The organism is Streptococcus sp. LQJ-218 (genome assembly GCF_003428885.1).
GTDB lineage: Bacteria > Bacillota > Bacilli > Lactobacillales > Streptococcaceae > Streptococcus.
The window spans coordinates 93,923-107,087 of sequence record NZ_QQRU01000007.1 but is presented as its reverse complement, the minus strand read 5'-3'; the positions used below and the strand labels follow the sequence as shown (position 1 = coordinate 107,087).

12 protein-coding genes and 1 pseudogene are annotated in these 13,165 nt (G+C 40.7%); 1 reads left to right on the top strand and 12 read right to left on the bottom strand.

The genetic code is table 11. The features are described from left to right. Positions 1-193 precede the first annotated feature (193 nt). The 6 genes and pseudogenes from D2908_RS07440 to pbp2b all read right to left on the bottom strand — a co-directional run bounded on the left by D2908_RS07440 (position 194) and on the right by pbp2b (position 6,925). Positions 194-898: a TIGR02206 family membrane protein gene (locus D2908_RS07440; protein WP_117306030.1), complete on the bottom strand. Its 705-nt coding sequence runs from the start codon at positions 896-898 to the stop codon at positions 194-196. A 90-nt stretch (positions 899-988) separates the two neighbouring features. After that, positions 989-1,599, bottom strand: a pseudogene (locus D2908_RS07435) (NUDIX hydrolase). Continuing rightward, positions 1,586-2,959 (bottom strand): UDP-N-acetylmuramoyl-tripeptide--D-alanyl-D-alanine ligase, encoded by a 1,374-nt coding sequence (gene murF / locus D2908_RS07430; RefSeq protein ID WP_117306085.1) that lies wholly within the window; start codon positions 2,957-2,959, stop codon positions 1,586-1,588. The pseudogene D2908_RS07435 and the gene murF overlap by 14 nt, the downstream one beginning before the upstream one ends. A gap of 83 nt (positions 2,960-3,042) precedes the next feature. Beyond that, positions 3,043-4,086, bottom strand: a complete 1,044-nt coding sequence (locus D2908_RS07425; RefSeq protein WP_117306028.1) for a D-alanine--D-alanine ligase — start codon at positions 4,084-4,086, stop codon at positions 3,043-3,045. 174 nt (positions 4,087-4,260) lie between these two features. After that, complete coding sequence (gene recR / locus D2908_RS07420) at positions 4,261-4,857, bottom strand: recombination mediator RecR (RefSeq protein ID WP_000966754.1); 597 nt, start codon at positions 4,855-4,857, stop codon at positions 4,261-4,263. 10 nt (positions 4,858-4,867) lie between these two features. After that, positions 4,868-6,925, bottom strand: a complete 2,058-nt coding sequence (pbp2b, locus tag D2908_RS07415) for a penicillin-binding protein PBP2B (RefSeq protein WP_117306027.1) — start codon at positions 6,923-6,925, stop codon at positions 4,868-4,870. Positions 6,926-7,223: 298 nt separating this feature from the next. Between pbp2b and D2908_RS07405 the strand changes: the two genes are divergently transcribed. Continuing rightward, a complete protein-coding gene (locus D2908_RS07405) occupies positions 7,224-8,075 on the top strand; it encodes a MurR/RpiR family transcriptional regulator (RefSeq protein WP_117306025.1) in 852 nt (283 codons plus the stop codon). 15 nt (positions 8,076-8,090) lie between these two features. Here the strand turns inward: D2908_RS07405 and D2908_RS07400 are convergent, their stop codons facing one another. The 6 genes from D2908_RS07400 to D2908_RS07370 form a co-directional block, all read right to left on the bottom strand. Continuing rightward, positions 8,091-8,975: an ROK family protein gene (locus tag D2908_RS07400; RefSeq protein WP_117306023.1), complete on the bottom strand. Its 885-nt coding sequence runs from the start codon at positions 8,973-8,975 to the stop codon at positions 8,091-8,093. Between the two features lie 17 nt (positions 8,976-8,992). After that, positions 8,993-9,910, bottom strand: coding sequence for a dihydrodipicolinate synthase family protein (locus tag D2908_RS07395; protein WP_117306021.1), 918 nt, complete (start codon positions 9,908-9,910; stop codon positions 8,993-8,995). Between the two features lie 172 nt (positions 9,911-10,082). Continuing rightward, positions 10,083-10,727, bottom strand: coding sequence for a DUF624 domain-containing protein (locus tag D2908_RS07390; protein WP_117306020.1), 645 nt, complete (start codon positions 10,725-10,727; stop codon positions 10,083-10,085). 19 nt (positions 10,728-10,746) lie between these two features. Continuing rightward, positions 10,747-11,199 carry a YhcH/YjgK/YiaL family protein gene (locus D2908_RS07385; protein WP_117306018.1) on the bottom strand — a complete coding sequence of 151 codons (453 nt, stop codon included), beginning with the start codon at positions 11,197-11,199 and terminating at the stop codon, positions 10,747-10,749. Positions 11,200-11,427: 228 nt separating this feature from the next. Then, entirely contained in the window at positions 11,428-12,267 is an 840-nt protein-coding gene (locus D2908_RS07375) for a carbohydrate ABC transporter permease (RefSeq protein ID WP_117306016.1), read from the bottom strand. 15 nt (positions 12,268-12,282) lie between these two features. Next, a complete protein-coding gene (locus tag D2908_RS07370; RefSeq protein ID WP_165847470.1) occupies positions 12,283-13,149 on the bottom strand; it encodes a sugar ABC transporter permease in 867 nt (288 codons plus the stop codon). Positions 13,150-13,165: the final 16 nt, after the last annotated feature.

Here is a 13,165-nt window from a genome sequence, read left to right as displayed (position 1 = left end):
ACCATTTTTTCACATTCGCTTAACAGCTTTTTTATAGTAGATTGAAATAAGATCTGTACAAATCATTTAGAAAAGTCAAATTAATTTCTAGAAATATTTCAACAGCCACATAGTACTATTTTAGACTCAGTAGACTAGATTTTTCCAAAAAATTTATAAAAAATCAGATTTATGAAAAAAAGAAAGCTCATGTCTATGCTTTCTTTGCAATCATTTTTTCTTCTTCTTGTTCTAAAAATAGTTCCAAAATTTTCTTTGTCAACGTCATCGCCGCTGACAAGACCAGGGAAACAATTAAATAATTAGCTACTAAGCCATGGTCTCCAACCAATGGTGGTTTTGTCAAGAATCCATAATCTCCACCTGTTACTAAATTAACCACAAAAATTAAGGCATCTAGGGCAAAGGTTATGAGAAAAATTCCCTTCACATCCAGCAATCGTGCATCATACTGTCTCAAGAGATAAACCAATGAGTTCCCCAAGAGAGCTAAGTGCCCAAAGATAAAGGATAAAATCGTAATATGTGGGAAAGGATAGGCATCTGACACTGGGTAAACAAAGGCCGCTAATGTCCCGAATGTTCCCAACAATGCAAAATACTGCCTATATTTAGACTGACCAGGCAGCAAAAGCACCACAAACATAGCCATACGACAATGGTAAAATGGTAAACTTTCTGACAGAGGCATACGAGTAATCCAATACCAACCATAAAGAAAGATCAACTGAACCGCCTGTAAGATTTGGAAAAATCGTTGATAAGCCTTCTTTTCACGATAACGATAGGCTGTATAAAAGATCAAAGCCAAAAGTGTAAATATACTGACATACCAAAAAAGGTCAAATTTGGGTGGCTCGGTTGCCTGAGTCGTAAAGAAAATATCCCATAAATTCATCTAGTCTTCCTCATGATTCAAAATGTTCCTACTTATTATTGTACCATGCTACGTAAGAAAAATGGATTTAGAAATACGATAATCATCTTCTTAATCAAGATATTGCTCCCTCTGACCTTGATAAACCTGCCAAAGAATCTCTATTTGTTCCTTGGTAATGCGTTTTTCAGATAAGGCTGGCAGTTGGTCAATAGCAAAAAATTGAAGATCAGCAATTTCTTGATTTTCTTGGAATTGTCCATCAAGAAGCTTACATTCAAAGACAAATTTTGTATATTGTTTGCTCTGTAGTTGGAAACGATTGGTATCAAAAACAGCTAGTAGTCTTTCTACTTTAGCTTCAAAACCGGTTTCTTCTTCAATTCCTTGAGAATATTTTCTGTTGGAGAATAGCCGACTTCACCAAAGCCACCTGGCAAAGCCCAATCATTCTCTCCTTGTCCCCTAACCAGACAAATCTTTTCGTCCTCAACAATCCAAGCACGGACGTCCATTAACGGAGTCGCATAAGCAGAAGTTGGCTTCAAGACTTCTGCCACTTCTTCGGAATCTATATCTAATCCCTGATTCAACATTTCAGATAACAGGCTTCGCAAGTCTTCGTAGCGCTCACGGTCAAAAGGGTCCTTTGTAAAGGTTAATCCAGTATCTGTAAGGGCAATCATTCTTTGCAAATACTTGACAAAATCACTTGGCTTCATTTTCTAAACTTTCTACCAACTTGGCTAGATTCATAGAGTTAGAGCCTTTGAGCAGGATTTGGTCATTAGCTCCAAGGCTTTCTTTAACCTGCTTAACTAAGTCTTCAAATTGGTCTTGGTCTTCTGTTTTCTTGAAGTAGTAAACGTGGCCGATTGGGAACATTTGACTGGCTAATTGAGCCAAGTCAGCGATATCTTCACCGTAGAAAATAACGGTATCCAGCACATCTGGAGAAAGGCTCAAAATCATCTGATTATGGAGTTGAATAGACTGGTCACCGAGTTCCTTCATGTCTGCTAGAACTGCAATTTTCTTGCCACCTTCATTGGCTGGAATGGCAGAGAAAGTCTCTAAAATCAGCTTCATAGCAGTTGGATTGGCATTGTATACGTCAGACAGAATATCTGCTCCATTGGCCGCTTTCTTCCACTCGGTACGGTTACGCGTCAATTCAAGATTTTGGAAGGCCTGACGAATTTGCTCCTCTGAAACTCCTTCTTGTAGAGCAACATAGGATGCAATCATAGCATTGGTGGCATTGTATTTACCAGTCACTGGCAAATCAAGAGCTTGCTGCAAGAAATTGGCCTTGAAGGTCAGATTATCTTTGCGCTCAACCAAGTCGGTAATTTCCAACTCTGCTCCTTGACCAAAACGAACCACCTTTTTATCAGTAGGCAAGTAGTCCTCTACAATCTGATCAGCTGGCACCAAAAGTAAGGAACCAGGTGTCATCCCATCAGCAATTTGCATTTTTCCTTTGGCAATTTCCGAACGATCTTTGAAAAAAGCCAAATGAGCCTCTCCAACCAAGGTCACGATAGCTGTTTTTGGATGAGCCAATTCAGACAAGAGATGGATATCTCCCAGGTGATCCTGTCCCATCTCCAAGACTAACTTTTCAGTATCATCTGGCATATGGAGAACTGTGTATGGAAGTCCGATCTCGTTATTGTAGTTGCCTTGTGTTTTGTAGGTCTTGTAGGTCGTTGACAGTAAGTGCGCCAACATATCCTTGGTCGTTGTCTTGCCATTTGAACCCGTAACAGCTAAGACATCAACTCCTGTTTTCTCAAGATAGTAGGTAGCTAGCTGTTGAAAGGCAGTCAAAACATCATCTACTAAAATGTAGGGATGATTTGCAAGCTCTTTCTCAGACAGAGTTACTACTGCACCATTTTCAAAAGCTGTTTCGATAAAGTCATGGCCATCACGCACACCTTTGAGGGGCACAAACAAATCACCTGGCTCAATCAAACGACTGTCAAACTCAGCTTTTTCCAACTGAGTATCCTCAAAGATGCTGACATCATTTTTAGCTCCAACAGCTTGGGCCACTTCATGGATTGTTAATTTCATTTCTACTCCTTTAAAAAGGGTTGAAGTCCGAGAACTCGACTCACCTACAGCGACGGTTCTGGCTTCTACCCCCTCTTTCATTTTTATAGCAAATGCGCTTCGCGCTTATCAAAACTTTCCTTAGCGAGGTCAACCAAACGCTCGATTAGCTCTGGATAGCTAATCCCCATATTATCCCAAAGCAAGGGATACATAGACCATTGAGTGAAACCTGGCATAGTATTGAGCTCATTTAGGAAAATTTCCCCTTTATCTGTATAGAAAAAGTCGCAACGTGATAGACCGAGCCCACCAATGGCACGAAAGGCAGTTTCTGCATTTTGACGCATGACAGCTACCACATCATCACTGATTTTAGCTGGGATATCCATGGTAATCTTGTTATCAATATACTTGGCATCGTAGTCATAAAAGGCAACATCTTTGACAACTTCTCCTGGAAGCGTGCTTTTGACATCGTAGTTGCCCAGTAGACCAACCTCGATTTCACGGGCATTTACTCCTTGTTCTACCAAAACACGGCTATCATATCGGAAGGCAAGTTCCAAGGCTTGGCGAAGTTCTTCTTGATTTTCAGACTTAGAAATACCGACACTTGAACCCATGTTTGACGGCTTCGTGAAGACTGGATAAGTCAATTTTTCTTCCACTTCAGCGATTTTAGAAGTCATATCATCACCTTCGACGATGGCTACATAAGGAACTTGGTCAATCCCGACAGATCCTAAGACGCGCTTGGTCGTGATTTTATCCATGGCAAGACTAGCTGACAAGATGTTACAACCAACATAAGGCATTTTCAAAACCTCAAGGAATCCTTGAACAGAGCCATCTTCTCCCATCGGACCATGAAGAACTGGAAAAACAACAGCTCCTTCTTCGTAGATGACACTTGGAGCAATTTTCTTGTCCCAATCAATGGTTTCATTGGTCATAAGACGATCCTCTTGACCTGGAGTCTGGCTAAATTCTTGCGTTTTAATAAAGTCACCTGACTGGCTGATGAAGAAAGTCTTGACTGTGAAACGGTCGTAGTTGACTGCACGCATGACACTCTCAGCTGATAATACAGATACTTCACGTTCTGCACTACGTCCACCGTATAAAAGAATAATCGTTTGTTTCATATTATTTGTTCCAATTCTAATAGAATACTCGTTCTTTAGTATATCATATTTGCTTCTTTTTTGAAACTTGAACTTGATACTGGTCTTCAATAAATCTAAAAAGAGACCGATAAAACAACTGTCGGTCTCCCTTATTTTTGTATGAACGAATTGAGTGTGTTCCTTTGTCTACACTTACAACTCTGTTCGATTTTCAATAGCTCTTAGGAGTGTAACTTCATCCGCATACTCAATGTCCGCTCCCACGGCGAGACCTCGTGCTAGACGCGTAACCTTGATACCAGCCGGCTTGAGCAAGCGAGAAAGATACATGGATGTCGCTTCACCATCTGCTGTAGCATTGGTCGCTACGATTACTTCTGAAACTTCACTATCCATCAGACGAGTCATGAGACTCTTAAGATTGATATCATCTGGACTGATACCATTCATGGGAGAAATGAGTCCATGCAAGACATGGTAGAGTCCATGGTATTCTTGGATATTCTCCATGGCTGCCACATCGCGACTATCTTCGAGAACTAAAATCGTCGTCTGGTCACGAGTCGGATCGGTACAGATAGAGCAAGGATCGTCATCAGTCAAGCGACCGCAGATGGAACAATAGGTCAGCTCTCTCTTGGCAGAAAGGAGGTTTTTGGCAAATTCATTGACATCGTCATCAGACATTCCAATGGTATAAAAGGCCAGACGCGTAGCCGTCTTAATCCCGATACCTGGTAACTTGGAATAACTATCAATCAGCTTAGCAATAGGTGTTGGATAAAGCATATGTTCCTTTCTAGTTCATTGGATGGTATTTTTGATACAGATTGATAATGTCACGCGCAATGGAAGGTCCTACACCATTTGTTAGATTGGTATTATGAGGAAAGACCACTGCAACAGCGATTTGGGGATTATCAGATGGGGCATAGGCCACCGCATTGGTATTGGTTGCTTGCTGACCATCTGCCACATAGCTTTCGGCTGTACCCGTTTTTCCACTAATAGAAACAGCTGCACCATTTGAAAAAGCACGACCTGTTGTCAAAGCACTACCGCCATGTGAAACTTGATAAAATCCTTGTTGGAGAATCGACATATCTGACTCTGAAATATTAATCTTATTCATTTCTTTGCTAGTCGTCTCTTGAAGCAGATTGCCTAAGCCACCTTGTTCATTATTTCCATAAATCCCCTCCACAATGTGAGGAGCTAGACGAACTCCATTATTTGCAATAGTAGCGACATACTGAGCTAATTGCATCGGTGTGTAGTTATCAAACTGGCCAAAAGCGTTATTAATATAGTTGGCTAAATCAAATTCTTTTGGTGTAAATCCTGTCGATTCATCTGGAAGATCGATTCCAGTCGAAGCTCCAAGTCCATATTCTCCAAAGGTCGAACGTAATTTACCCATGGCAGCCTCTAATTGGCCTGTGGCAACTGTCATATTGGGTTGGTAGGTCTGCCCCATAATTCCAAGAGCAGTTTGAACCATGTAAGTATTAGATGAATACTCCAAAGCTTCCACAGCTGTAATAGGAAAAGATCCATATGCCAATGTATACCAAGAGTTAATTGGAGCTGAACCTTGGAAGACAATAGGCTGATCTGTTAAGGTTTGGTTTCCTGATAGAACACCATTTTCCCAACCAGAGCTGATAGTTGCAGCCTTAACGACCGAACCTGGTACAAAGACGTTGGTCACAGTGCCCAAGGAATCTGTCGTTAATTCACCCGTTTTCAGGTCATGTTTGATTCCTGACATAGACAAAACCGCACCTGTTTTTGGGTTAAGGGCGACTGCATACACCCCCTCTGAATACTTGGCTCCTCCATTTCCCAGTTCGGAATTGAAATAACTCTTAAGCAGATTGTCCACGCTATCTTGGAAGGATAAATCAATAGTCAGTTTAATATTATTCCCTTTGGTACCGTCTTCGATATTTTCGACACTCTCCATGTTGCCATACTTGTCTAGATGGATTTCTTTCACCGAGCGTTTTCCTTGCAAGGTTTCTTCATATTGTTTTTCTAGATAAGAGGTTCCAACACGGTCATTTAGAGAATAACCCTTTTTGATATAAGCATCTGCTTCTTCAGCTGGAAGACCAGCTTTTTCACTGGATACACTTCCTACTATAGACGAAAGTGAAGTATCTAGGATTTTTCGATCCCACGAGGTTGAAATACTGATGCCAGGTAAATTCTTAGAAGCAGAAGCTATCAAAGCAATCTGAGTATCTGTCAAGGACTCTGTCGCTATGGTCCCAGTCGCAAAATTTCCAACTGCATTGAGTTGGCTAAAGAGGTAAATTTCTTTCTTTTCGTCATCCGAGTAGGTCAATTGACTTGGATCGATACTTTCAACGGTATTATTGTAAACCTCGGATTCAGATAATTGATTCCCATCAGAATCAAGGCGCTTCTCACGTGGTAAGCTTTCCACAGCTTTCTTATAGACAGTTTGATCTGCTAAGTAATAGTCTACCAACTGTCTATCCGTCAATGTTGGTGAAGAAACTCCCACATAGGTTAGCAACTTCTTGGCTGCTTCTTTCAAATCTGCAGCCGTCATTTTGTTGTTTCGAGTAAAGGAAACAACTTGTTTCACAGTATTTTCAACCAAAGGCTTACCGCTGGCATCATAAATTTCGCCTCGAGCTGAACTCGTGGTCACCTTTGTTTTACTAGCAGATGCTAATTTTGTCTCATAAAAATCCTTGTTCAAAACCTGCATATAAAGCAGGCGACCAATAATAGCCATAAAGAGTAAAATGACAATCGAAAACAATAAATTAAGCCGAATTGGAATTGAATGGCTATCAAACTTTCTCATACAAATCAGTCTCATTTCTAATACTCAATGAAAATCAAAGAGCAAACTAGGAAGCTAGCCGCAGGCTGTACTTGAGTACGGCAAGGCGACGCTGACGCAGTTTGAATTGGATTTTCGAAGAGTATAATTAAAATCTTACTCTTAATTGTACCACAATTTGAGAAGAAAATTATGGAAAAGGAAAAAGCTTTTTTTCCTTTTTACGGGAAAATACGTTTTTATTTATCCATCCCTATATTATATGTTATAATGAATGTAAAAGTTCAATAATCTATCCTTTTTCCAATACGACTCATTTAAAGGAGCCTTCCCTATGGATAAACCAGATATAGCAACCCTCATTGATTCCCACTTCGAAGAAATGACAGATTTAGAGCAAGAAATCGCTCGCTATTTTTTGCAAGCTGAAACCATTGTAGATGATTTATCATCCCAGCAAGTCACTCAAAAATTACATATCTCGCAAGCTGCTCTGACCCGCTTTGCTAAAAAGTGCGGTTTTACAGGCTATCGAGAATTTATTTTCCAATACCAACACCAAGCAGAGAAACAAGACACCCATTCTCACAAGCACAGTCCACTGACAAAACGAGTCCTCAGAAGTTATAGCAATATGAGAGAACAAACACAGGACTTGATTGACGAAGAACAACTGGAGCGAATCGCCCAGTTAATCGAAGATGCTGAGCGTGTCTACTTCTTCGGAACAGGGAGTTCTGGCCTCGTAGCTCGTGAAATGAAATTACGCTTCATGCGTCTAGGTGTGGTCTGCGAGGCCTTGACTGACCAAGACGGCTTTGCTTGGACAACCAGTATTATGGATGAGAATTGTCTCGTACTCGGTTTCTCACTTTCTGGCTCAACTCCTTCTATTTTAGATAGTCTATTAGACGCTAAGGAGATGGGAGCAAGGACTGTACTCTTTACAAGTGTTCCCAACAAAGATAGTCAGGCCTATACAGAGACTGTCCTTGTAGCCAGTCACAGCCAATCCTCCTACATCCAACGTATATCCGCTCAGCTTCCTATGCTCTTCTTTATCGATTTGATTTATGCCTATTTTTTGGAAATCAATCGTGAAAGCAAGGAGAAAATCTTTAATAGCTACTGGGAAAATAAAAAACTCAACGGTTATCGTAGACAAAAACGTGTAAGAAAATCCTAGTTTGGCAGAGCCAAACTAGGATTGTTTTGTTTTGAAATGATAGTAGGCACCCAACATACCTGCTGTATTTTGGTGATGGGCAAATTCTAATCTCGTCTTATCTGCCAGGCTTAGTACCAAAGCATCTTTCAAAGCTTTTCGAATTTTAGGCTTGAGAATAGCCTCTTGTCCCATGATACCACCACCGAGAATGACTACTTCTGGATTGGCTACATAGCAAATATTTGCCAGACCTTTTCCTAGATAGTCTACCATGCGGTCAATACCAGCCATGCAAATCTTATTGCCTTCGGTGGCTTCCTTAAAGATGCGTCGGCCATTCCACTGGTCAACTGGATCTCCATGACCTGCTGCTACATACTCCACCAAGGCTGTTGTAGAGGCCAAGTCTTGGAACGCTCCATCCTGCATATGCATATAACCGACTTCGCAGGCTGAATTGCTAAAACCATGGAAGACTTTCCCATCCATAATCAAGCAACCACCGATACCGGTTCCAATGGTCAAGCAAAGTATCACACTCGCTCCCTTGCCTGAACCAGACACTGCCTCAGCCAGACCTGCACAGTTGACATCATTTTCAATTTCACAAGGAATCGTAAAGCTAGTCTCGATTTCCTTCTTGAACTGAGTTCCTGCATAGTTGGGAATCTGAGGCCCAGCATAGAAAATCTCACCCTTATCTGGATCCACCATTCCTGCAGAAGAAATAGCAACACCTGCTACTGGGCCTTTTTCTAAATAGCTAGCTACGATATCTTTGGTTTTTTGTAAGATATGGGGTCCACCCTTATGCGCCTCTGTTGGCATTTCATGCGATTCAACAAGTTGACCTTCTTGGTCAATCAAACCATATTTGATGTTGGTTCCACCGATATCAATTGCAACGTAGTGTGTCATAAATACCTCCTTATGGATTAGAGGAAGCGCTCCTTGGTTTCACGAATCAAGGCTGCAGCTGCTTCTACAACTGGACGATCTTCTGCAGTCACTGGTGTTAATGGTGAACGAACAGAACCAATGTTCAAACCTTCATTGATCTTCAAGACTTCTTTAATGACACCATACATATTTCCATGTGCAGCAGTGAGTTTACCGATGATTGCGTTGATGGCGTATTGTAATTCACGCGCTGTTTCTAAGTCTTTATCAGCAATCAATTGGTTGAGTTTCAAGAAGAGTTCTGGCATCGCACCATATGTACCACCGATACCAGCTTTAGCTCCCATGAGACGACCACCTAAGAACTGTTCATCTGGACCGTTGAAGACGATATGGTCTTCGCCACCAAGGCTCACAAAGGTTTGGATATCTTGAACTGGCATAGAAGAGTTCTTAACACCGATAACACGTGGATTTTTCAACATTTCAGTATAGAGACTTGGAGTCAAAGCAACCCCTGCTAATTGAGGAATGTTATAAATCACGTAGTCTGTATTTGGAGCTGCAGAACTGATATCGTTCCAATATTTTGCAACTGAGTATTCTGGCAAGCGGAAATAAATTGGCGGAATCGTTGCAATAGCATCTGCACCCAAGCTTTCAGCATGACGGGCAAGTTCCATACTATCTTTAGTATTATTGCAAGCAACATGAGCGATAATGGTCAATTTACCTTTGGCAACTGCCATGACTTCTTCCAAGATTAACTTGCGGTCTTCAACGCTTTGGTAGATACATTCACCAGAAGAACCATTGACATAAAGACCTTGAACACCTTTATCAATGAAGTATTGAACCAAGGCACGCGTACGCTCTGGACTGACTTCTCCTTGATCATCATAACATGCGTAGAAGGCTGGAATGACACCTTCGTATTTTTTTAAATCTGACATAGATTTTCTCCTAAATTTTCTTTTTTTCTGCTAAAAGCAGGTTTTATTCTTTACGTGTTTAGTATACACCTTGTGAAAAACGCTTTCAATATCTTGTGTACACTTAGATTTTAGTTTCGATATGAATTTTGAAATGTTTATAGCTTGAAAGTCGTTTCAGAAACAAGCCATCCTATTGGTATTTTGCGAAAATTTTCTCCATCAATCCAGTCTGGATAAAGACCAAGAGCCCAAACCCAAAAAGCAGGAAGGCTGAGCCACCTAAAAGTAAACTGAAGGCGGACAGATAAAGAACCATCACAATGAGAAAGAGAATAACTAACATGAGGAAGAACCAAGGAAAGTTAAAACTTGCCAAGATAAGTCCTTTTTTTAGCACTTCTTTCCAAGTCAAATCATAGCGTGCAGCGATGGGATAGCTAGCCAACATCAGGATAGTGAGGAAGATAAGAATACCTAGACAAATAGCTTTTACCATTTGAAAAGGCATAGCTGTCTGACCCCAGAAGAGATAGAGATCTAGAAGGCTTAATGAGACGATACCCAACTCAAGCAGACCTAACTGAAGACCGAGCTTCAGATTTTGCTTGAAAGCTCTTAGATAGATTTTAAAGACAGGCACACGTCTGCTCTTCTTAATCTCAAACATAGTCTCGTAGAGACTAATTTTGGCCACTCCAATCGTCACGATGGGTAAACAAGAGACGACAAAAAGAAGATTGGCTGTCACGATATCCAAGACCTTCTCACTAAAACGCATGAGAAAGTTGTCTGTATCAAATGCTGCCTTGATAAGGCTTACTCCTTTTTGTGCCATATTTACTCCTCCTGATTTTTTAATCAATCAAAATTTTAAAAAGATATTTGCGAACCTTCTCTTCCATACCCGCATAGCCATTTGGCTGGTGTGGTTCTCCTGGGAAGAAAATCGCAAAATTGTGATAACCCAACAAGAGTGGGTAGTGTTCATGACAATGAACAAAGCCAATGTCACTTACTTCGTCGAATGCTACTGCCTCGTCTTTGATACGTGAACCGTAGCTCGAATATTCATGTCCTTCTACCAGCAAATGCAAGTCAGCATAGTTCTGATGATGTTCAAATTGGTCATTTTCAGCTTGATTGAGGACATTTTCCTGAACAACTAGAAAGACCTTGTCCCCATCAATCTCATACTTTCCTAATTCGAAAGAATCCTTACGATGCTGGTAGAGATAGTCGATAGCCCTGTCTAGATTGGGATGAATTCCTTTGTAAAAGGTGATGTTTTTCAAATCGTCAAAAATCATACTCTTTCCTTCGTTTCTGATAGTTAACTAAAATCATAAAGTAAGTTGATAAGTGTCTAACAAAATCTCTAAGGTAAGCAAATACCAAACATTTTGTAGACACTTATAACCTCTATATTCTCTTATACTCAATGAAAATTGAAGAGCAAACTAGGAAGCTAACCGCAGGCAATACTTAAGTATGGCAAGGTAACGCTGACGTAGTTTAAATTCGATTTTCGCAGAGTATTATCCTTTAACAGCTCCCATAGTAATACCTTGAGTAAAGGATTTTTGGAAGACAAGGAAGACTGTTACGATTGGAACTGCTGCAAGAGCGGCACCCGCCATGATCAAACCATAGTTGGTTGCCATTTCAGCCTGCATGGTCGCAACCCCAAGTGAGATGGTCAAGTTTTGACGTGAAGTCAACATTACTAACTGCATGAAGTAGTCGTTCCAAGTATTGATGAAGGTGAAGATTGCAAGGGCTGCAAATCCTGGTTTCACAATTGGGAAGGCTACGCTCCAGAAGGTACGAATCTCACCACAACCGTCGATTTTAGCTGATTCAAGCAACTCTGTAGGGATATTCTCACTGAACTGTTTCATGAGGAAAACCCCGAATGGCCATCCAATCAAAGGCAAGATAACTGCCCAAAGAGTGTCATGAATTCCCATGAAGTTGACGATACGTACCAATGGTACAAGGACAACTTGTTTTGGAAGCGCCATAGCAGCGATAAAGATTGCAAAAAGAATACGTTGACCATAGAAACGTTTTTTAGCCAATACATAACCTGCTAGAGATGAAGTTGCACAGACCAAAAACATAGTTACAAGTGAAATAAACACTGAGTTCCACATCCACTGCAAGGCAGGGTTTTGCACCATAAGTTGTTGGAAATTTTCCATGGTTGGCATTTTAGGGAACCACTGTGGCGGAATCATAATGGTATCAGGCTGTGATTTGAAAGCACCTGTCAAAATCCAGTAGAATGGAAAGATAAACAGCACGGTCAACAAGAGCAAGATAATAGTTGAAATAACAGTGAAGGCTGTTAAAGGTTTCTTTTGTGTAGATTGCATAGCTGTCTCCTTTCTTTAGTATTCTACGTCGTTTCCAAGTACTTTAAATTGAACAAAGCTTACGATAGCGATCATAACTGCCAAGAAGACACCGATGGTGTTGGCATAGCCGTATTCTGTCAATTGGAAGGCCTTTTCGTACAGGTAGTACATCAGTGTACTTGTTGAATAGTTTGGACCACCAGATGTCAAGAGCTGAATCAAGGCGAAACATTGGAATGAGTTGATGGTCGTAATGATTGCGATGTAAAGTGTTGTTGGAAGAAGGCTAGGCCATTTAATCTTCCAGAACACTTGCAATTCAGTCGCACCGTCAACACGCGCTGCTTCAACCAATGAATTGTCAATATTTCCCATAGCAGCGATATAAAGGATAATCGGTTGACCAACAGATGTAGTCAAAAGGATAATCATAATCGCCATCAAAGCCCAGTTTTTATCTCCCAGCCAAGAAATGTTCTGGCTGATAATATTGCTTGACTTAAGGACAAAGTTCAAAATTCCTGATAGTGGATCGTAGATCCATTTCCAAACAACTGTTACGGCAACACTACCTGTTACTACAGGAAGAAAGAAGACAAAACGATAGAAGGATCTGGCAATGGCATTTTGATGATAAGTCTGAGATGCTACAAAGAGTGAGAATAGCACAACAATCGGAACCGATCCAATAACCAGAATAACAGTATTAATCAAAGACTTCATAAAGACAGGGTCTTTAAACATGCGAATGTAGTTGTCCAAGCCCACAAACTCAAATTTAGTCATTGAGTAGTTAAAGAAACTTGTAATGAATCCCATAATCATAGGAGCCAATACAAAGATGACAAAGAAGAATAATACTGGTGCTAGGAAAGCGTAGGAAATCACTGTTTCCCGCATACGAATTTTATTGACT

What these genes read in the sequence shown, in the direction of transcription:
- D2908_RS07440 (WP_117306030.1), bottom strand. Translation starts at nt 898, where the DNA reads ATGAATTTATGGGATATTTTCTTTACGACTCAGGCAACCGAGCCACCC.
- murF (WP_117306085.1), bottom strand. Translation starts at nt 2,959, where the DNA reads ATGAAATTAACAATCCATGAAGTGGCCCAAGCTGTTGGAGCTAAAAAT.
- D2908_RS07425 (WP_117306028.1), bottom strand. Translation starts at nt 4,086, where the DNA reads ATGAAACAAACGATTATTCTTTTATACGGTGGACGTAGTGCAGAACGT.
- recR (WP_000966754.1), bottom strand. Translation starts at nt 4,857, where the DNA reads ATGCTTTATCCAACACCTATTGCTAAGCTGATTGATAGTTATTCCAAG.
- pbp2b (WP_117306027.1), bottom strand. Translation starts at nt 6,925, where the DNA reads ATGAGACTGATTTGTATGAGAAAGTTTGATAGCCATTCAATTCCAATT.
- D2908_RS07405 (WP_117306025.1), top strand. Translation starts at nt 7,224, where the DNA reads ATGGATAAACCAGATATAGCAACCCTCATTGATTCCCACTTCGAAGAA.
- D2908_RS07400 (WP_117306023.1), bottom strand. Translation starts at nt 8,975, where the DNA reads ATGACACACTACGTTGCAATTGATATCGGTGGAACCAACATCAAATAT.
- D2908_RS07395 (WP_117306021.1), bottom strand. Translation starts at nt 9,910, where the DNA reads ATGTCAGATTTAAAAAAATACGAAGGTGTCATTCCAGCCTTCTACGCA.
- D2908_RS07390 (WP_117306020.1), bottom strand. Translation starts at nt 10,727, where the DNA reads ATGGCACAAAAAGGAGTAAGCCTTATCAAGGCAGCATTTGATACAGAC.
- D2908_RS07385 (WP_117306018.1), bottom strand. Translation starts at nt 11,199, where the DNA reads ATGATTTTTGACGATTTGAAAAACATCACCTTTTACAAAGGAATTCAT.
- D2908_RS07375 (WP_117306016.1), bottom strand. Translation starts at nt 12,267, where the DNA reads ATGCAATCTACACAAAAGAAACCTTTAACAGCCTTCACTGTTATTTCA.
- D2908_RS07370 (WP_165847470.1), bottom strand. Translation starts at nt 13,149, where the DNA reads ATGCGGGAAACAGTGATTTCCTACGCTTTCCTAGCACCAGTATTATTC.